At 72.2% G+C, this 17,578-nt stretch carries 16 protein-coding genes; 6 read left to right on the top strand and 10 right to left on the bottom strand.

The window, feature by feature from the left end:
- Positions 1-207 precede the first annotated feature (207 nt).
- Positions 208-1,059: a 3-methyl-2-oxobutanoate hydroxymethyltransferase gene (gene panB / locus AB0H21_RS07590; RefSeq protein ID WP_358514194.1), complete on the top strand. Its 852-nt coding sequence runs from the start codon at positions 208-210 to the stop codon at positions 1,057-1,059.
- 194 nt (positions 1,060-1,253) lie between these two features.
- On the opposite strand, the gene AB0H21_RS07585 is transcribed toward panB, so the two are convergent.
- The 3 genes from AB0H21_RS07585 to npdG form a co-directional block, all read right to left on the bottom strand.
- Complete coding sequence (locus AB0H21_RS07585; protein ID WP_358513153.1) at positions 1,254-2,174, bottom strand: threonine/serine dehydratase; 921 nt, start codon at positions 2,172-2,174, stop codon at positions 1,254-1,256.
- 9 nt (positions 2,175-2,183) lie between these two features.
- A complete protein-coding gene (locus AB0H21_RS07580) occupies positions 2,184-3,359 on the bottom strand; it encodes an aminotransferase class I/II-fold pyridoxal phosphate-dependent enzyme (RefSeq protein WP_358513151.1) in 1,176 nt (391 codons plus the stop codon).
- Positions 3,360-3,461: 102 nt separating this feature from the next.
- Entirely contained in the window at positions 3,462-4,133 is a 672-nt protein-coding gene (gene npdG, locus AB0H21_RS07575; protein ID WP_358513150.1) for an NADPH-dependent F420 reductase, read from the bottom strand.
- 99 nt (positions 4,134-4,232) lie between these two features.
- Here npdG and AB0H21_RS07570 point away from each other — a divergent pair, with 99 nt between their 5' ends.
- Both AB0H21_RS07570 and AB0H21_RS07565 read left to right on the top strand, forming a co-directional pair.
- Positions 4,233-4,817, top strand: a complete 585-nt coding sequence (locus AB0H21_RS07570; RefSeq protein WP_358513148.1) for a hypothetical protein — start codon at positions 4,233-4,235, stop codon at positions 4,815-4,817.
- A gap of 435 nt (positions 4,818-5,252) precedes the next feature.
- Positions 5,253-5,543 carry a hypothetical protein gene (locus AB0H21_RS07565; RefSeq protein ID WP_358513146.1) on the top strand — a complete coding sequence of 97 codons (291 nt, stop codon included), beginning with the start codon at positions 5,253-5,255 and terminating at the stop codon, positions 5,541-5,543.
- 20 nt (positions 5,544-5,563) lie between these two features.
- Here the strand turns inward: AB0H21_RS07565 and AB0H21_RS07560 are convergent, their stop codons facing one another.
- On the bottom strand, positions 5,564-5,746 hold the full coding sequence (locus AB0H21_RS07560) for a hypothetical protein (protein WP_358513144.1): 183 nt from the start codon (positions 5,744-5,746) through the stop codon (positions 5,564-5,566).
- A gap of 100 nt (positions 5,747-5,846) precedes the next feature.
- On the opposite strand from AB0H21_RS07560, the gene map reads away from it, so the two are divergent.
- The gene (gene map / locus AB0H21_RS07555; protein WP_358513142.1) at positions 5,847-6,695 is read left to right on the top strand and encodes a type I methionyl aminopeptidase; all 849 of its coding nucleotides are present in this window, start codon (positions 5,847-5,849) and stop codon (positions 6,693-6,695) included.
- Between the two features lie 86 nt (positions 6,696-6,781).
- Here the strand turns inward: map and AB0H21_RS07550 are convergent, their stop codons facing one another.
- Together AB0H21_RS07550 and AB0H21_RS07545 are read right to left on the bottom strand one after the other, a co-directional pair.
- Positions 6,782-7,315, bottom strand: a complete 534-nt coding sequence (locus AB0H21_RS07550) for a hypothetical protein (RefSeq protein ID WP_358513140.1) — start codon at positions 7,313-7,315, stop codon at positions 6,782-6,784.
- A gap of 274 nt (positions 7,316-7,589) precedes the next feature.
- The gene (locus tag AB0H21_RS07545; RefSeq protein WP_358513138.1) at positions 7,590-8,591 is read right to left on the bottom strand and encodes a LuxR C-terminal-related transcriptional regulator; all 1,002 of its coding nucleotides are present in this window, start codon (positions 8,589-8,591) and stop codon (positions 7,590-7,592) included.
- A gap of 413 nt (positions 8,592-9,004) precedes the next feature.
- Here AB0H21_RS07545 and AB0H21_RS07540 point away from each other — a divergent pair, with 413 nt between their 5' ends.
- Positions 9,005-9,568, top strand: a complete 564-nt coding sequence (locus AB0H21_RS07540) for a GNAT family N-acetyltransferase (protein WP_358514192.1) — start codon at positions 9,005-9,007, stop codon at positions 9,566-9,568.
- Positions 9,569-9,852: 284 nt separating this feature from the next.
- Positions 9,853-12,705, top strand: a complete 2,853-nt coding sequence (locus AB0H21_RS07535; protein WP_358513136.1) for a hypothetical protein — start codon at positions 9,853-9,855, stop codon at positions 12,703-12,705.
- 37 nt (positions 12,706-12,742) lie between these two features.
- Here the strand turns inward: AB0H21_RS07535 and AB0H21_RS07530 are convergent, their stop codons facing one another.
- The 4 genes from AB0H21_RS07530 to AB0H21_RS07515 all read right to left on the bottom strand — a co-directional run bounded on the left by AB0H21_RS07530 (position 12,743) and on the right by AB0H21_RS07515 (position 17,445).
- Entirely contained in the window at positions 12,743-13,120 is a 378-nt protein-coding gene (locus AB0H21_RS07530) for an ATP-binding protein (RefSeq protein ID WP_358513134.1), read from the bottom strand.
- 310 nt (positions 13,121-13,430) lie between these two features.
- Positions 13,431-15,428 (bottom strand): bifunctional copper resistance protein CopD/cytochrome c oxidase assembly protein, encoded by a 1,998-nt coding sequence (locus AB0H21_RS07525; protein ID WP_358513132.1) that lies wholly within the window; start codon positions 15,426-15,428, stop codon positions 13,431-13,433.
- Positions 15,425-16,015: a copper resistance CopC family protein gene (locus AB0H21_RS07520; protein WP_358513130.1), complete on the bottom strand. Its 591-nt coding sequence runs from the start codon at positions 16,013-16,015 to the stop codon at positions 15,425-15,427. Before AB0H21_RS07520 ends, AB0H21_RS07525 begins: the two co-directional genes overlap by 4 nt.
- 137 nt (positions 16,016-16,152) lie before the next feature.
- Positions 16,153-17,445, bottom strand: coding sequence for a helix-turn-helix transcriptional regulator (locus tag AB0H21_RS07515; RefSeq protein ID WP_358513128.1), 1,293 nt, complete (start codon positions 17,443-17,445; stop codon positions 16,153-16,155).
- Between the last annotated feature and the right edge of the window lie 133 nt (positions 17,446-17,578).

The following is a 17,578-nucleotide window of genomic DNA, read 5'->3' as shown; positions in this document are numbered from 1 at the left end:
CGAGATCTCCGGCGTCGCCGCACCTCAGGACGGTCGTGGCTACGTCCGCAGGACGGTCGTGGCGGCGTCCGCCAGGTAAAGCGCCGGCCGGGGTGCGTGGAGGGATGAGCAGAGGGCATCCGGGGTGTTGTCATAACGGTCAGCCGTGCGATGATCTGACCGTCCGGGGACGCCACAGGGGCGCCTCGAGACCTGGAGGTATCCATGATGTCCTCTACGTCGAGAAACACCAGCTCGCCGACCGCGCTCTACGGCGGCCAAGCTGGGCGAAGGGTGACCGTCCGCGACCTCGCCGCCGCCAAGGACCGCGGCGAGAAGTGGCCGATGGTCACCGCCTACGACGCGATGACCGCCAAGGTGTTCGACGAGGCCGGCATTCCGGTCATGCTGGTAGGCGACTCGGCAGCGATGGTCGTGTACGGCTACGACTCCACGCTGCCGGTCTCCGTCGACGACCTGATCCCGCTCACCGCCGCCGTCGTCCGCGGCTCCTCCCGCGCGCTGGTCGTGGCCGACCTGCCGTTCGGCTCCTACCAGGCCTCCCCGAAGGACGCGCTGACCTCGGCCGCGCGGTTCATGAAGGAGGCCGGCGCCCACGCGGTCAAGCTGGAGGGCGGGCGCCGCGTGCTCCCGCAGATCGACCTGCTGGTCTCGGCCGGCATCCCGGTCATGGGCCACCTCGGGCTGACCCCGCAGTCGGTGAACGCGTTCGGCGGCTACCGCGTGCAGGGCCGGGGCCAGTCGGGCGACGAGCTGATGGCCGACGCCAAGGCCCTTGAGCACGCCGGGGCGTTCGCCGTCGTGCTCGAGTGCGTGCCCGCCGACCTCGCCGCCCGGATCACGGCCGCGCTGTCCATCCCGACGATCGGCATCGGCGCGGGGCCGTCCTGCGACGCCCAGGTCCTGGTCTGGCAGGACCTCATGGGCCTCACCCAACGCCCCGCGAAGTTCGTGAAGAAGTACTTCGACCTGGCCGGCGAAATGGACCACGCGGTCCGCGCCTTCGCCGACGAGGTCGTCTCCGGCGCCTTCCCCGCCCCGGAGCACAGCTACCGCTGATGGCTGTGCTAATGGCCGCGCCTCCGGCACGGCGGGTCCGGGGCGCACTTTAGGCGGCGTTCTTCCACCGTCCCACGCAAGGGATCGTTCCTCACCCTCGCGCGTGCCGGCTCCAGAACACCACCGCGCCCCGAACCGTACCCATGGCCGCGCCTCCGGCGCGGCGGGTCCGGTGCGCCCTTTAGGCCTGAACCTCAGGTCAGGGTGGACGGGTCGGTGTTGGCGCCGCAGATGACGACCGCGAGTCGCTCGCCTGGCTCGGGGGTGTACGCCCCCGAGCGCAGGGCGGCCAGGGCCGTCGCGCCCGCGTGCTCGGTGGCGAGCCGGTAGTCGCGCCACAGCTCGCGGCGCGCTTCGATGATCGCCTCGTCCGTGACGAGCAGCGTGCGCACGCCCGCCGCCCGCGTCGTCTCGTACGCGATCCGCCCGGCCCGGCTCGCGCCCAGGGCGTCGGCGCCGACCCCGCCGACCTCGACCGGCACCGGGCCGCCGTTGGCGAGCGCGTCGTGCAGCGTCGGGATGCGCTCGGGCTCCACGGCGACGACCCGGGCCTCGCCCGCCACCGCCGCCGCCACGCCCGCGATCAGCCCGCCGCCGCCGACGGCGACCAGGATGGTGTCCACGCCGCCGAGCGCGCGGGCCTGGCCGAGGAGCTCCAGCCCGAGCGTGCCCTGCCCGGCCACGACCTCCGGCTGGTCGTAGGCGTGGATCTCCAGGGCGCCGGTCTCGGCGGCCCGCTTGGCCGAGGCCTCGTAGGCGTCGGCGAAGATCGCGCCGGTCTGGGTGACGTGCGCGCCGAGCGCCCGCAGCCCGGCGACCTTGACCGGCGCGCACACCTCGGGGACGAAGATCTCCGCCCGGACGCCGAGCACGCGGGCCGCGTAGGCGACGGCGACCCCGTGGTTGCCCCCGCTGGCCGCGATCACCCCGGCCTCCGGCGCCGGCCCGGCGGCGAGGATGCGGTTGAACGCTCCGCGGACCTTGAACGAGCCCGCGTGCTGGAGGCTCTCCAGCTTCAGGACGAGCCCCGGCTCCCCTTCCACGACCGGGGTGCGCCGGACGCGCCCGGCGATGCGGGCGCCCGCCTCCTCGACGTCCTGCCGCGTGATGATCACCTATGTCTCCTAGCGGTCGAGGGCCTGGGTGAAGTCGGACCATAGATCCTCGGCGTGCTCGATGCCGACCGCCACGCGCACGGTCCCTTCGCCGATCCCCGACGCGGCGAGCTCCTCGGCGGTCTGCGAGCGGTGGGAGGTCGTGGCCGGGTGCAGGATCAGCGTCTCGACCCCGCCCAGCGAGGGCGCGAGCAGCGCCAGCCGTACCGAGCTCATGAACCTCTCCCCCGCCGCGCGCCCACCGGTCAGGTCGAAGGAGAAGACGGCCCCGAAGTCCGGCAGGAGCTTGGCGGCGAGCCGGTGGGAAGGGTGCCCGGGCAGTCCCGGCCAATGGACCGCCGCGACGGCGGGGTGCTCGGCCAGGCGGGTGGCGAGCACGCGGGTGTTCTCGCAGTGGCGGGCCATGCGCAGGGGCAGGGTCTGGATGCCGCGCAGCGTCAGCCAGGCGGCGAACGGGTCGAGCGTGGCGCCGAGTTCGGTGGAGAACGTCCAGACCTTCCGGTGCAGCGCCTCGTCGGCGAAGACCGCGACCCCGCCGAGGACGTCACTGTGCCCGCTGAGGTACTTGGTCACCGAGTGGACGACGACGTCGGCGCCGTGCTCCAGCGGGCGGCACAGCACCGGCGAGGCGAAGGTGTTGTCCACCACGGAGATCAGGCCCGCCTCGCGCGCGGCGGCGCACATGCCGGGCAGGTCGGCGACCTGGGTCATCGGGTTGGCGATCGTCTCCAGGTACAGCAGCCGCGTCTCGGGGCGCACGGCCTCGCGCACCGCCGCGGGGTCGTCCTCCGGCACGTAGGTCACCGCGACCCCGAACCGGCGGGCGAGGTCCGCGATGATCGTGGCCGTCCCGCCGTACAGCGGCTTCTGGGCGATCAGGTGGTCGCCGGGAGAGAGCAGCCCGAACAGGACGCAGTTGATCGCGCCCATGCCCGACCCGGCGGCGACGGCGGCCACGCCGCCCTCCAGACCGGCGACCGCGTCCTCCAGCGCGCGGACGGTCGGGTTGGACAGCCGCCCGTAGACGAAGGCGCCGTCGGGGCGGCCCATCCCGTCGGCGAAGACGGCGGGGTCCTCGAAGGCGAATCCGGAGGTCTGGTAGAGGGGGGTCGCGATGGGGACGCTGCCGTTCAGCGGCGGCCGCGGCACGTGGACGGCACGGGTATCCGGGTGCAGATCGCTCATGACGTCAAGAATGGCGGGAAAATACCCGTTTTGTCAGATTCATCTCACCCGGGCGGGCGAACGGCCGCGCTCCCGGCCCCCGCGCAGGCGGCTCACACAGGCTCACACATCGGTGACGCGGATCCCGGCATGGGCCTTGTAACGGCGGTTGATCGAGATCAGGTTCGCGGTGAACGCCTCGATCTGGCGGGCGTTGCGCAGCCGCCCGCCGTAGATCCCGCGCACGCCCGGGATGCGGGCCGCCAGCGCCTGCACGGTGTCGGTGGCCTCGCGGTCGTCGCCGAGCACCAGCACGTCCAGGTCGATCTCGGCGACCTCGGGGTCGAGCAGCAGCACCGCGGAGACGTGGTGGAACGCCGCCACGACGCGGCTGTCCGGCAGAACGGCCGCCGCCTGCTGGGCCGCGCTGCCCTCCTCGACGTCCAGCGCGAACGCGCCCTGCTTGTCGAAGCCCAGGGGGTTCACGCAGTCGACGACGATCTTGCCTGCCAGCTCGGAGCGCAGCGACTCCAGCAGGGCCTTGTGTCCGTCCCAGGGCACCGCGACGATCACGACATCGGCCTCGGCGGCCACCGCGGCGTTCTCGTCCCCGCGCGCGGGGAGACCCTCGCCGAGGCTCGCGGCCGCCTCCTGCGCCCGGGAGGCGCTGCGCGACCCGATCAGAACCTGGTGGCCCGCCGCCGCGAACCGGTGCGCGAGGCCCTTGCCCTGGTCCCCCGTGCCGCCGAGAATGCCGATCGACAGCCCGCCCACGTCCCGCAGCTCATCGCTCATGATCCAGATCGTCCCCTCGACAGCGGTCGCAATTCTCCCGATCATGCCAGGTGTTTCTTACCGGGACGGCGCCGGGGGCCGTGATGCACCATGGAGGCCATGGACGCTGCGTCGGTGACCTTCCTGCGCGAGGTGCTCGCCACGACCGGCTGGGTGGAACGCACCCGCGAGTTCGCGCTCCCGCTGCGCGCCACGCGCTCGCCCGGCGGGCTGCTCGTCGTCGGCACCCCGGACGACGAGCCGTGGCACCTGGCGGCGCACCTCGACGACGAGGCGCGCGTCTCCGGGCTCGCCCAGCTCGCCCCCACGCTCGTCCGCTGGTCGCCGCCCCCGGGCGCCCCTCCCCACCTGGCCGTGGGCATCGAGCGCATCGAGGCGGCGAGACGCGGCGAGACGCTGTTCGTGGTCGCCGAGCGGAAGGCGCCCGTGCCGCTGCTCGAACGCGTGAACGACGCCCGGCGCACGGGCGCGACCATCCTCGCCCTCGACGGCGGCGACCCCGAGTTGGAAGGACTGGCCCACGACGCCCTGGCCGTGCCCGCACAGGACGGGCTGTTCACGTTCGACGCGGCCCAGCACATGGTGAGCATGGCGGCCGGCGAGACGCCCCGGCAGCGCGGCCGGCTCATGGACCGGCTCGCCAGGCTGGCCGAGCGCGTCACGGGCCCCCGCGTCCCCGACTAAGGGGAAATCGGAGGCAAATCCTTTCATCGCGATGGCAAGGCGTTCCGCTCGCGTCGGATCCCTGACCGCCCGCGTCGCATCCCTGCCCCGCCGGCCCCCCGCCGCCGGTCCCCGCGAGGCGTAGCCTTGGGAAACGAGCCGGTCACGGCGTCGCGGCACCACCGGTAAGGGCCGAAGACGCCCGGACGGCCTGTCGTCCCGCCGACCCGCCTGGAAAGCCCCGCGTCCCGCTTCCGCCGGCCACCGTACTTCCCGTCACCGCCCATGCCCCGCGCCGTCGCGGTGCCGCCCGTCCGACCCCTCGCGTGGACCCGCGTTCCGCATTGATCGCATTGATTGGGGTGAGTTCGTTGTACTCCAGAGTCCCGAACCGCGGTCGTGGCGGCGTCCATCGCGCGCCGCGGGCGGCCGCACGTCTCACCGGGGACTGACACGGTGTCCCTGCTGCCCATCCTCATCGACGGTTTCGGCATCCTCGGCGCCGCCTCGCTGCTGTACTCCTACGCCATGCTGTCCATGGCGAAGATGTCCGGCACCGGCCTGGCCTACCAGCTCATCAACCTCGGAGGCGCCGCCGCCCTCATGGTCAACTCCGCCTACCACTTCGCCTGGCCGTCGGCCGTGCTGAACCTGATCTGGTGCGGGGTCGGCGTCCTGGCCCTCACGCGGATCGCCGTGGCCCGGCCCTGGAAACGGCGGCAGACCTCCGGCGGCCCACCGGGCTGAGGGGAGAGCCGGAGGACGTGTCAGTTGTCGTCCCAGTCCTTGTCGCCCTCGTGCCAGTCCCGGTTGCGGGCGGCGGCCGTCTCCAGCGCCCCGGCCGCCTCCTCGCGGCCGGCGTACGGCCCCAGGCGGTGCTTGTCCGGGCAGCCCTTGTCCGGCTCGACCTGCATGTGCTTGAGACAGAACCACCACTGCTCACCGCTCATGTGCCCTCCTCACCCGCGGGTTCGGGCAGGGTCCCGGACGCCCGCGGCGCTCGCCGTCCAGTCAGATCCTGCCCTATCGGCACCGAACTAGACTTGCCCCATGACGACATTGCTCCGGCCCGGGCGGCTCTCGCCCACCCGCAAGGTTCCCGCCCACATCGAACGCCCGGAGTATGTCGGCCGCAAGGAGCCCCGCAGGGGCGAGACCGACGTCCAGACGCCCGAGACGATCGAGCGCATGCGAGTCGCCGGGCGCATCGCCGCCCAGGCCCTGGAGGAGGTCGGCCGGCACGTCGCCCCCGGCGTGACCACCGACGAGCTCGACCGCATCGGGCACGAGTTCCTCTGCGACCACGACGCCTACCCCTCCACGCTGGGCTACCGCGGGTACCCTAAGTCGCTGTGCACCTCGATCAACGAGGTCATCTGCCACGGCATCCCCGACGACACCGTCCTGCGGGACGGCGACATCGTCAACATCGACATCACCGCCTACATCGGCGGCGTGCACGGCGACACCGACGCCACCTACCTCGTCGGCGAGGTGGACGAGGAGTCGCGGCTGCTGGTCGAGCGCACCCGCGAGGCCATGATGCGCGCGATCAAGGCCGTGGCGCCCGGCCGCCGGCTCAACATCGTCGGCCGGGTCATCTCCGCCTACGCCAAGCGGTTCGGCTACGGCGTCGTGCGCGACTTCACCGGGCACGGCATCTCGACCTCGTTCCACTCCGGCCTGATCGTGCCGCACTACGACGACCCGTCCCTGTCGGTGACGCTGGTGCCGGGCATGACGTTCACGATCGAGCCGATGCTGACGCTCGGCGCGATCGAGTACGACGTGTGGCCCGACGGCTGGACGGCCGTCACCAAGGACCGCAGGCGGACCGCCCAGTTCGAGCACACCATCCTCGTGACCGACTCCGGCAGCGAGATCCTCACCCTGCCCTGACCCGCGCGCCGCCGGCGTGTCCCCGCCGGCGGGCCGGGGTGGGTCTTCGGGCGCTGCGCCGCCGGGCCGCCGGTCCCTGGGCGGGACTAGGCGCGTCCCGTGCGGACCGCGCGGGCGCATCTCCGGACGCGCTCGCCGTCCGCGGGCCGGTCCTGCCGCCGCGCCGCCCGGTCGAGCGCGCGGAAGACGCGCTCGCGCCGGCGGAGCAGCTTGGCCGGGTTCCTGGCCAGGGTCCCCCTCAGGTACACCGCGTTCGTCGCGGGCGCGCCGGGGCTCCCGAGCTCCGGGAGCCGGATCACCGCGAGGTGCTCCGCGTACGCGAGCACCCGCGTGCCGGCGAACTCCCCCAGCCCGCTGATCTCGAAGCTCATCACCCCCTCCCGGCAGGTGAACGCGAGTTTCACCCCCTTTCCTGTGCAGAGCACGGGCACGGCCGCCCCCAGCAGCCGTTCCCGTGGCGTGAGACCCGCCTCCATCGTGATCCTCATCGCCCGGTCCGGAGTCAGCGGGAACACGCCGGCGACGCTCTGGCGCGCCGCGATCCCCTGGCGGTTCAGCCAGGAGACGAGAACTCCGAAGATGAGCGTGATCAGGAGGATGGCGATGGTCAACCACTCCATGCCGGCTCCTTGCCCGTGTCCGGGCCGTCCGGCTCGCCGCACACCGCGTGACGGGGCGCCGAGAAAACCGCCAGGCTCGGACAAATCCTCCCATTAGACATAAAGACCATATCCCCACCGATCATCATCGATGTCACCGTCCGCGGCGGGTTTTCTCCGGGCGGCCCTCAGTACTTAGTACTGCCGATGCCCGCCGCGTGAACGGCCGTGAACGCCGAGTGAGGAAACCCGCGTACGGAACACCGGGCCGGGCGGCCCAGGGCCGCGTCCAGCTTTATCGGTGGAGCTCGTCCACGAAATGGCCGAGCTTCGCCGCGATGCCCGACCGCTGTTCGACGCCGAGCTTCCGCAATATGCGCGAGACATGCCCTTTGATCGTCGATTCCGTGACGAAAACCCGGGCGGCGATCTCCTTGTTCGTCATGCCGCCCCTGGCGATCAGGAACGCGACCTCGCGCTCCTTGGAAGACAGCGAGTTGAGGAGGTCCTCCGCGTGCAGCGAGGGCCGGGCGATGATGTCCATCGTCTCTGTCTGAGACTGCTCGCACTGCCGCCTGAGCCGCCTGACCTGCGGGAGCAGCGGAGAGTCCGCCATCGCCACCGCCTCCTCCAGCTCGCAGATGCCGGCGTGCAGGGCGGCGAGGATGGCCGAGACGTCCTGGACGACCTCCATGAGCGTGGGCGGATCGGTCTCCGAGCCCGACCCGGGGGCGGCGAGCTCCTCGCGGGCACGGGCGTCCTCCCGCTCGCGCGCCAGCACGGTCGCCACCGACCTGGCCGTCCACTCGAACGCGCGCACGTGCTCGGCGGTGTAGCTCTCGCGCCTGTACGACTGCACCGACGCCAGCCCGATGATCGTCTGCCCGGCGTCGCGCCGCTCGAAGATGGGCACCGTGATCGCGTCCGCCGAGGCCCGCCGCTCGTCGCCGAACGCGATGCCGTGGTGTAGCAGCCGGCCGTCGTCACTGGCGAAGGTGTACGCGCGCCGGTGCCGCAGGATCCACGCGGCCTGCCCGTTCGGCCCGTAGCCGTAGACCTCCGGCGGGACGTAGCGCTTGCGCTGCAGCGCGTCGTCGAAGGTGTACGGGTAGACGATCTTCCGGTCCTCGCGGTAGAAGCCGACGTAGAAGGCGTCCACGGCACAGATCGTGTTCATGGCGAAGCGCCAGTAGTCGAACAGGGCGTAGTGGTCGCCCATGCGCGCGCGGAGTCCGCGGTCCGCCTGGCTGAGGGCCGCGGCGACCTCCGGCGAGAACCCGGAACGCGAACGAGGCACGGACACTCGTCCTCCCATGACTGACCTCGGCGACGGCAAAGCCCGGCGCCCGGCGAAGATCCGGCGCCGGGATGAGCTTTCCTGACTGGCACCTGCCATGTCAGCATTTCACTGAATTTGGTTGCCATTAAGAGATCTAACAAGTTCGGCATGGCCGGACAGGCCGGCGCGCCTATGCCATAGCGAGCCTCCGACCTCGAAGGATGCGGTTCCGGCATCGATTAGAACGCACCATTTCGCTCCGGGCTCGAAACGCTACGCTCCGCACGCGCTTACTCGCGAAATCATAGGAGGAGTCAAGACCGCGCGCGTTTATGACTTCGGCGCCCGAAGGACGCCCCACGGCACGGGTGGCCTGGAGGTGAACGCTCCCCGCACGGGCGCGCGACCCCCGCACCGGGCGGCCGGCGGGCATCGGGCCCGCACGCGGACGGCTGTTCAGACGCCGCCGCGCCCGCCACAATGATCCGATGAGCATTCGCATGGCCACCGCGGACGAGCTTCCCCTCCTGCAGGACGTCGAACGCGCCGCCGGGCGACTCTTCCGCGAGATCGGCATGCCGTCGGTGGCCGACGACGAGCCGCTGTCCCTGGACGTGCTCGCCGGGTACCAGCGGGCCGGGCGGGCGTGGGTGACGGCCGACGACGCCGGCCGTCCGGTCGCCTACCTCATCGCGGAGCAGGTCGACGGCAACCTCCACCTGGCACAGGTCTCGGTGCACCCGGACGCGGCGCGCCGCGGCCTCGGGCGGGCGCTCATCGACCACGCCGGCGCCCACGCCAAGGACGCGGGCCTGCCCGCGCTCACGCTGATCACCTTCACCCGGGTCCCGTGGAACGCCCCCTACTACGAGCGCTGCGGCTTCTGGTCCCTGGACGACGCCGAGCTCACCCCGGGCCTGCGGGCGCTGCGCCGCGGTGAGGCCGCGCTGGGGCTCGACCGGTGGCCGCGGGTGTGCATGCGCCGGGACCTTTGACGGCGTACACACTTTTCAGCCACAACCCGTACTTTTGGTGATTTCAGGATTTGCGCTGATTTAACACGACGCACACCCGGGCCGGATAAGCCGCGACGCCTATCCGGCCACTCCCTTCTTCAGAGAAGTCCGATTCCCGGCCGCTTCGAACCCGGATGATCCGCCGATCGGCCACGCGCCGGACGCCCGCGCGACTTATGCTGGGAAGCGTAAGAAGCCGTTCACGGCCCATTTTCCGACACCCCGAGAATCCCGATCCTTTCAGGGGACCATCGAGGAGATCCGTGACCTCAGCCCCCCTCTCCGTCCCGGAAGGACCGCGCTCCCCCGTGACCGCCCGCCCCGCGCAGGCGGACCCCGCCCACACGTCCCAGTCACGGCGCGAGGGCCTCCAGGAACTCCTGCGCGTCTTCGACCGGATCCGCGTGCGTCCCACCCGGCGCAGCGGCGACATCCCCCTGCCCGTTCTCCGGGTGACCGGTCCGTGGGAGGCGACCTCGGCGATCGCCGACACCCTCGAAGAGCGGTGCGCCGGCACGCCCTGCGCCGTCCTCACCCCGCCCCAGGAACCCGCCGAGGGCCCGCCCGCGCCCGCGCCCCCGTACTCGGCGCTGGCGGCGGCGCTCTCCGAGGCCGCGAAGAACCTCGCCGAGCACGCCTCGCGCGGGGAGGCGCACCTGCGCTTCCCGTTGTTCGCGCAGGTCCAGTGGCTGCTCGGCCTGCACGTCACCGAAGAGGGCCACGAGCTGCGCGACGGCGTCAGGCGGGCGATGAACCAGCGGCGCCGGCAGATCGGCGCGGGCACCGAGCAGGAGCGCAGGGGTTTCTGGAAGAACGTCCGGGCCTACGCCGAGGGGCCGCTGCCCGCGTGGGCCGCCGCCACGGCGATCCTCAGCGCCGGGTGGGCCGACCAGCTCACCACCCTGTTCGGGCTGTGCGCGATCCTCGCCGGCCCGGTCATCGGCTCCTTCCACGTCCTGCTGCTGTCGCGCAACTGGGCCGGTCGCCGGCGGTACATGTGGTTCCTGCGGCAGCCGTACCTCATGCCCGACAACCGGCGCAACCAGCCGCGCGACCTGACCGGCTTCGCCGTGCGCCTGCTGTCCGCCCGCGACGACGCCGCGCCGGCCGATCCGCGCCGGCCGAGGGAGTCCGCGCAGGCGAACGACGAGATCGAGCGCCTGCTGGTCAACGCGTTCCTCGAGGACCTGCGCCAGGGCTACGAGCGGCGGCTGTGGAAGGTCTGGCGGCGGGTCGCCTGGGCGCGCACGTCCTACCCGGTGATGCTGGTGATCGGCGGCGACGGCCGCCTGGTGGCGCGCGTCGAGGAGGTCCGCGCGGCCACGCGCCTGGCGGACCCGCTGCTGGTCGTCGTCACCGGCCCCGGCGACGCGGCGGGCGCGCCCCCCTCGGTCCCCGCCCGCCGCGTGAGCGTCCTGGCCGGGCGGCCCGACCGCGCCGAGGAGCTGTGGGCGCAGTGGGAGGCCGAGCTGGCCCGCGACCGCGCCCTCGGATCGCACCGCGTCCTGCGGATCGACCTGGAGGCGGAGGACGAGCAGGCCGTGGCCAAGGCCAACTCGGTCCCGCCGGAGGGGCGGCCGAGGCCCCTGCTCGCGCATCCGGCGATCCCGTGGCTGGTGGTGGCGGCACTGGTCACCGTGTCGCTGGTGCGCGTCCTCGCGACCGCGACGGCCACCTGCGGCCCGGGCATCTGGCGCGCGTCCTCGGGCGAGTGCGTGGGGGTGGACGACGGCGGCTTCGTCTTCGCGCCCCACCTCGCGCCCGTGCTCGGGCTCATCGACCGGCAGAACCACGCGATCCTGGCCTCCGGCCACCCGTACGCCACCGTGGTCTACCTCGGCAAGCTCACCACCTCGGGGCAGTCGCAGGCCGGGGCCTACGACCCGCTGACCGACATCAACGGCGAGCTGGCCGGCATCGCGCTGGCGCAGGGGCGGCTGATCGAGAACAACGCCGACGGCAGCCTGCTGCAGATGCGGGTGCTGCCGGCGAACGCGGGCGCCGACTTCCGGTACGCCGAGGACGTCGCCCGGGAGATCCTGCGCCGCGTCCGCGACGACCCCACGGTCATCGGCGTGATCGGGCTCGGCGAGAGCAGGAAGCAGGTCCACGCGGCGATCCAGGAGCTGGGCAGGCAGGCGCTGCCCGTGATCAGCACCACCGCCACCTTCGACGATCTCGGCATGCGTCAGGCGGAGGGCAGGTACGTCCCGTCGTTCTTTCCGCTGGCGCCGCCCAACATTCGGCTGGCCTCCGTGGCCGCCGGGTGGGCCCGCGCGGGGGTGCCCGAGCGGAAGGCGCCCCCGGCGAGGACGGCGAAGGTCTTCATCGACGCGACGCCCAGCGACCTGCTCGGCAAGGACCTCGGCGACAAGTTCATCGCCGCGTTCGGGAAGGGCGCCACGCCGGTCCGGTACGCCAGGGCCGCCGACCTGGAGAAGGGGATCACCGAGGTGTGCCAGGGCGTGGCGCAGCCGGACCTCGTCTACTACGCGGGCCGGACGGCGCAGTTCGGGGCCTTCGTCGACGCCATCGCCAAGTCGCAGTGCCACCAGCTCACGATCCTGGCCAACGACGACGTCACGCAGTACGTCAACGACCACGCGCCCGAACTGGGCGGCAACGACCGCGTGCGGGTCATGTACGTCGCGCTGGCGCCGCCGAGCACGAAGAAGGACGAGCGGGCCGTCTTCCCTCCGAACTACGGGACGGATTTCTACAAGCGGCTCGACGGCCTGATCCAGGATCTCGGTATGCCGAAGCTGGACAGGACGCGGCTGCCCTCGCCCGAGTACGCCGTGCAGGCGCAGGACGCGGCGGTGGCGCTCATGCGGGCCGCCCAGGAGGCGTACTCCGGGCAGGGCGCCCCCTCCGCCGAGGACGGCGGGCCGGGGAGGGTCGACCGGGGCGGGGTGCTGCTCGCGCTGGAGAACCTCGAGGAGATCGACGGGGACAGCGGGCTGGTCAAGCTGCACGGCGCCCCCGACCGCCGGCACGCCAAGGACCGCCCGATCCTGCTGGTCGCCATCGACCCGGACGGCCGCCAGGTCGTGGTGCGCCAGTGCGGCAAGCTGTACGCGAAGCAGGTGTCCAACCCCGGCTGTCTGGAGCCGTGAACGGAGGCTCGCCCTGGGCGCGGCCCCGCGTCCGGGATCAGATCCGGCCGCTGACGGTCGTGCCCTCGCCGACGACGCTGTTGATCGTCAGCACGCCCCCCACCTGGCTGAAGCGCAGCTTCATCATGTCCATGCCGCGGCCCGTGCGCCCCGGGAGGAAGCCGATGCCGTTGTCGCTGACAGTGAGCCTGAGCCCGTTCCGGCCGATGGTCAGGGCGATGGAGACGGTGTGCGCGCCGCTGTGCCGCTCGACGTTGGTCAGGGCCTCGGTCACGACGGCGTAGACGGCGTCGGCCACCGGGCCCGTGACGCGGCCCTTGGGCATCGCCCAGACCTCGACGGTGATGCCGGTGCGTTCCGACCACTCCGTCAAGTAGTCCTCGATCGCCCGCGCGAGACTTCGCTTTCCGCGCATGCGCAACTCTTCGTACAATGCCCCACCCTTCTGGCGCACCGCTCCGGCGAACGTGATCACGGTCCCCACCGCGCTGCCCTGTCCGCCTGCGGCGGGCGACGCTACCGACGCGTACTTGAAGAGCGGATGTACCTGAGTGAGATCGAGACGGGACGTCCCCGGGCGAGGCGTCCGGCCGAAGCCCACCCACTGTCTCTATGCCCGAAACCCTCGCTGCCACGCTACCCGCAGGTAGGCCGTAACGCGCCGGGCAACCGCGGGGATGACCGCATTCACGGTGATACGGCCGGAAACGTAGCGCGGAGAGGCGTTAATCCCGGCTGCTCTCGTCCATCTTGCTGAGCCTGGCCAGGTAGTCGTTGTAGGCGTCCAGCGCGACGTCGCCGCTGCCGCCGACCTTCCGCGCGCGCGCGTCGGCGCGGCGGTCGGCGCGCCTGGCCGAGCGGTCGTCGGCGCGGTACCACTGGAAGGCGATCGCGATCAGCACGATCAGCGTGGGGATCTCGCCGAAGGCCCAGGCGATGCCGCCGCCCGTGCTCTGGTCGGACAGCCCGCTCGCCCCCCATGTGCGGCCGAGCTGGTCGTACCATTCGGCGGCGATCACCGTGCCCATGTTCATCAGCGCGATGCCGAAGAACGCGTGGAACGGCATGGTGACGAACAGCAGCAGCAGCCGCCCGATGTGCGGCAGCCGGGTCGGAGCCGGGTCCACCCCGATGATCACCCAGAAGAACAGGCACCCGCTGATCAGGAAGTGCAGGGTCATCGCGATGTGGCCGAGATGCTCCTCCATCGCGGAGGCGAACAGCGGCGTGAAGTACAGCGCGTAGGTCGAGACCACGAACAGCGCGGTGGCGACGGCCGGGTGCGTGACGACCTTCGTGACGCGGCTGTGCAGGATGACGGTGATCCACTCGCGCGGGCCGCGGTCGCCGCGCCGCGCGGCGGGCTTCAGCGCGCGCAGGGCCAGCGTGACCGGCGCGCCCAGCACCAGGAAGATCGGCACGAGCATCGACAGGACCATGTGCTCGCCCATGTGCACGCTGAACAGCACCGGCGCGTAGCGGGCGACGCCGCTCTGCGTGGCCAGCACCAGCAGCAGCACGCCCGCGCCCCAGCTGATCGTGCGTCCGACCGGCCAGCGGTCCCCGCGGCGGGCCAGCCGCACGACGCCCCCGGCGTACAGTCCGGCCAGGACGGCGGCGACCACCGCGAAGAACAGGTCGAACCACCACAGCGTCACGAGGTTGGCGAGCGAGACCGGCGGCGGGATCAGATAGCCGAGCAGCTCGAAGGCGCGGTCGACGGGCAGGTCCAGCGGCGGCGGGGCGGTGCGCGACAGGGCCACGGCGAGGCCGACCGCCACCAGCATGATCAGGCCCTCGACCCCGGCCATCCGGGTGAACGCGCCGGACCGGCCCGCCGTCAACTCGGGCAGCGTGCGGCGGCGGTGCCACCAGCCGATCACCCCGAGACCGGCGAAGGCGGCGGCCTTGGCCAGGATGATCAGGCCGTAGGAGGTGGTGAACAGCTCGCCGACGGAGGTCATGCGCGCCAGGGCGCTGAACACGCCCGACAGGCCGGTCCCGGCGAAGCACCACAGCGCCATGCGCGAGAAGCGCCGGGCGGCGAGGTCGAGGTGGGGCTGCCCGCGCACGGCGTGGACGCACAGCAGCAGGAGCCCGCCCACCCACAGCGACAGCACCACCAGGTGCAGCGCGACGCCGGTCGTGGCCAGGCTGTGGTTGGGCGCGGAGGAGGAGTGGCCGGTCAGCGCGGGGGGCGTCAGCGTGGCCAGCGCCAGGACCAGCAGCCCTCCCGACGCGCCCGCGGTGATCGCCCCGCGTGAGAACAGCGCGATGGCGGTGCCGAACAGCACCACCAGCGTGAGCGAGATGCCCTGCGGCACCTGGCTGGCGTAGCTGGTCAGCTCGTTGCCGCCGAGCACCTCGGTGACGGGGCTGCCGAGCGTCTCCGACAGGCTGAAGACCAGGGACGACGCGGCGGCCAGCGCCCAGCCCAGCGCCGTCCACGCCGCGGCCCTGACGTAGGCCTGGGCGGGTTTGCCGAGCAGGCCCTTGTCGTTCGGCAGGAAGACGGTCGCCATGAGCAGCAGGCCGACGGTCAGCACGCCGGCGACGTCCATGGTCAGCTTGGACAGGGGCAGCGCCCAGCGGGTGAGCGTCCCCTCGTCGGGGAGGCCGGGGATGATGCGGGGGGTGGCCGCGCCGCCCGCGACCATGGCGACGACCAGGCCGGCGAGCGCGGCGCCGGCTCCGGCCAGGGCGAGGCGGAGGCGCCCGCTCACGGCTTCTTCCGCAGGCTGATCATCGTGCCGATGCCGATGCCCGCGACGCCGAAGACGGCGATCCACACCCAGGCGGGGATGCCGCCCGAGCCCGTGTCCCCCTGTTCGGCCACCGGGGTCGGGGTGAACGGCGGCGGCGTGGGGTCCGGGGCGGCGGAGCTGTCGGAGGGGGACGGCGAGGTCGCCGACGGCGTGGGAGTGGGCGAGGGCGTGCTCGCGGCGGGCGCCTTGACGGTGAAGGGGATCTCGCCCTCGATCGGGTGACCGTCCTCGGAGACCACGCGCCAGGCGATCGTGTACTCGCCCGAGGGCGGCGTGCCTGTCACCTTCTGCGTGACCTTCGGGCCGTCGAGCTCCGGCTTGCCGTCCTGATAGGCGTGACCGGCCGCGTCGCGCACGAGCACGACGGGGAACTTCACGCTCTCGGTGAAGGTCAGCGTCACCTTGTCGAGGGTCTCGACGGTGGCGCCCTTCTTGGGGTCGCTGCTCTTCAGGGCCGTGTGGGCCAGCGCCGGGGACGCCACGGCGGTGCCCAGCACGACGGCGGCGACGAACGCGAGCAGGGCCGCGAGCGGAGAAGTCCTCATAATGCCCTCAAGGCTACTCAGGCACCGGCGCGGTCCCTACCGCAACTCACCCTTATCCAGGGCCGCGGTGCCTCGGGTCGCGGGCGGGCGACGGGATGCCGCCCGCCCGCGACGGGAAGATCAACGCCGGGCGAGGGTCAGAGGCCGGCGCCGGCCAGGGCCCGGTGGTAGGCGGTGACGCTGGCCTCGTCCTCGTGGAGGTCGCCCAGCACCCGGGCGACGGTGGCCCAGCCCGCCGCGGTCTTGCGCGAGGCGGGCACGCGCTGAAGCAGTTCCTCGGCCGCCGCGAGCTCGGCGGCGGCCTCGTCCTGCTTGGAGGCCAGGAGGAGGGCGTTGGCCAGCATGAGCCTGGTCTCGGCGCGCAGCGCGGCGGTGCGGTCGTCGAGCCGGTCCACGGCCCGGCGGGCGTACTCGACGGCCTTCTCCGGGTGGCCGAGCATGATCTCGGCCTTGGCCAGGTCGAGGTCACAGCGGGCGACGTCGACGGTGCTGGCGGAGGTCTCGGCCAGCTCGCGGTGCGCCCGCAGCAGCACGTCGCGACTCGCCTCGGCCTCACCGGGGCGGACCCGCAGCCGCAGGATCGCCGACTCGGTCCGCACGCGGGCGAGATTGCGGGGCTCGCCGTTCTCGGACTGGACCGCCAGGGCGCGCTCGATCAGTTGCAGCGCCTCCTCGCCGTGCCCGGTGTGCTCGGCCACGATGGCGGCGTTCCAGCAGGCTGCGACGGTGGCCCGGGGGCTGCCGAGCATCTCGGCCGCCGCGACCAGCTCGGCGGCGAACTGGCGGGCGCGCATCAGGTCGCCTCGGACGATGTAGGCCAGCAGCAGGGTCGCCCCGAGCTCCACCAGGCCGTCGTTCCACGCGGGCCGCCTCGGCCCGAGCAGGGCCTCCTCGCCGACACGCACGGCGTCCCCGAGCCTCCCGCGCTCGCGGTGGCACCGGGACAGGGCCAGCACGACGGCGACCGAGCGCTCGTCGGCGACCGCGTCGTCGCCGGAATCGCGCAGCCTCGACAGGACGTCGATCGCCTCGTCCAGGTCGCCGCACGCCTCCACGGCGAGGGCGTAACCGTACTCGGCCTGCTGCCGCATCGCCGGCAGCCCGGCGAGGCTACCGTCCTCCAGCAGCTCGGCGTACCGTCGGCGGGCCTCGGCGACCTCGCCGTTGACCAGGGCCATCTCGGCGTACCTCAGGCTGAGCTCGAGATCGTGCATCTGCTCCGCGGTGACACCGTTGACCAGGTAGGTCAGAGAACAGTCGAGTTTGGCCGCCAGGAGTTCCAGCACGGCGGACGTCGGCGTTCGCTTCCCGCTCTCGATCAGTGATACATAGCTGTCAGAGAGTTCGGGGTGTGCCAGTTGCGCCTGCGAAAGACCGCGTTGGCGGCGAACCGTCTTGATTCGCTGGCCTATGAGATCTTGACTGGTCACTGGCACTCCTTGAAGATGTAAGCCCCGACAACCGCCACGAACGGGAGTTCTTCATGCGTCGCCGCCGCCGCTTCGCCGTATCAGCCGCCACCGTATGTTTCTTAGCGATGCTTGGCCTTGCCGCTAATGCTAC

It is taken from the genome of Sphaerisporangium sp. NPDC051011 (genome assembly GCF_040653595.1).
Taxonomy (GTDB): Bacteria; Actinomycetota; Actinomycetes; order Streptosporangiales; family Streptosporangiaceae; genus Sphaerisporangium.
Note: the sequence above shows the minus strand (reverse complement) of the source record. Positions and strands in the feature narration are given on the sequence as shown.

What these genes read in the sequence shown, in the direction of transcription:
- panB (WP_358514194.1), top strand. Translation starts at nt 208, where the DNA reads ATGTCCTCTACGTCGAGAAACACCAGCTCGCCGACCGCGCTCTACGGC.
- AB0H21_RS07580 (WP_358513151.1), bottom strand. Translation starts at nt 3,359, where the DNA reads ATGAGCGATCTGCACCCGGATACCCGTGCCGTCCACGTGCCGCGGCCG.
- npdG (WP_358513150.1), bottom strand. Translation starts at nt 4,133, where the DNA reads ATGAGCGATGAGCTGCGGGACGTGGGCGGGCTGTCGATCGGCATTCTC.
- AB0H21_RS07570 (WP_358513148.1), top strand. Translation starts at nt 4,233, where the DNA reads ATGGACGCTGCGTCGGTGACCTTCCTGCGCGAGGTGCTCGCCACGACC.
- AB0H21_RS07560 (WP_358513144.1), bottom strand. Translation starts at nt 5,746, where the DNA reads ATGAGCGGTGAGCAGTGGTGGTTCTGTCTCAAGCACATGCAGGTCGAG.
- map (WP_358513142.1), top strand. Translation starts at nt 5,847, where the DNA reads ATGACGACATTGCTCCGGCCCGGGCGGCTCTCGCCCACCCGCAAGGTT.
- AB0H21_RS07550 (WP_358513140.1), bottom strand. Translation starts at nt 7,315, where the DNA reads ATGGAGTGGTTGACCATCGCCATCCTCCTGATCACGCTCATCTTCGGA.
- AB0H21_RS07530 (WP_358513134.1), bottom strand. Translation starts at nt 13,120, where the DNA reads ATGCGCGGAAAGCGAAGTCTCGCGCGGGCGATCGAGGACTACTTGACG.
- AB0H21_RS07520 (WP_358513130.1), bottom strand. Translation starts at nt 16,015, where the DNA reads ATGAGGACTTCTCCGCTCGCGGCCCTGCTCGCGTTCGTCGCCGCCGTC.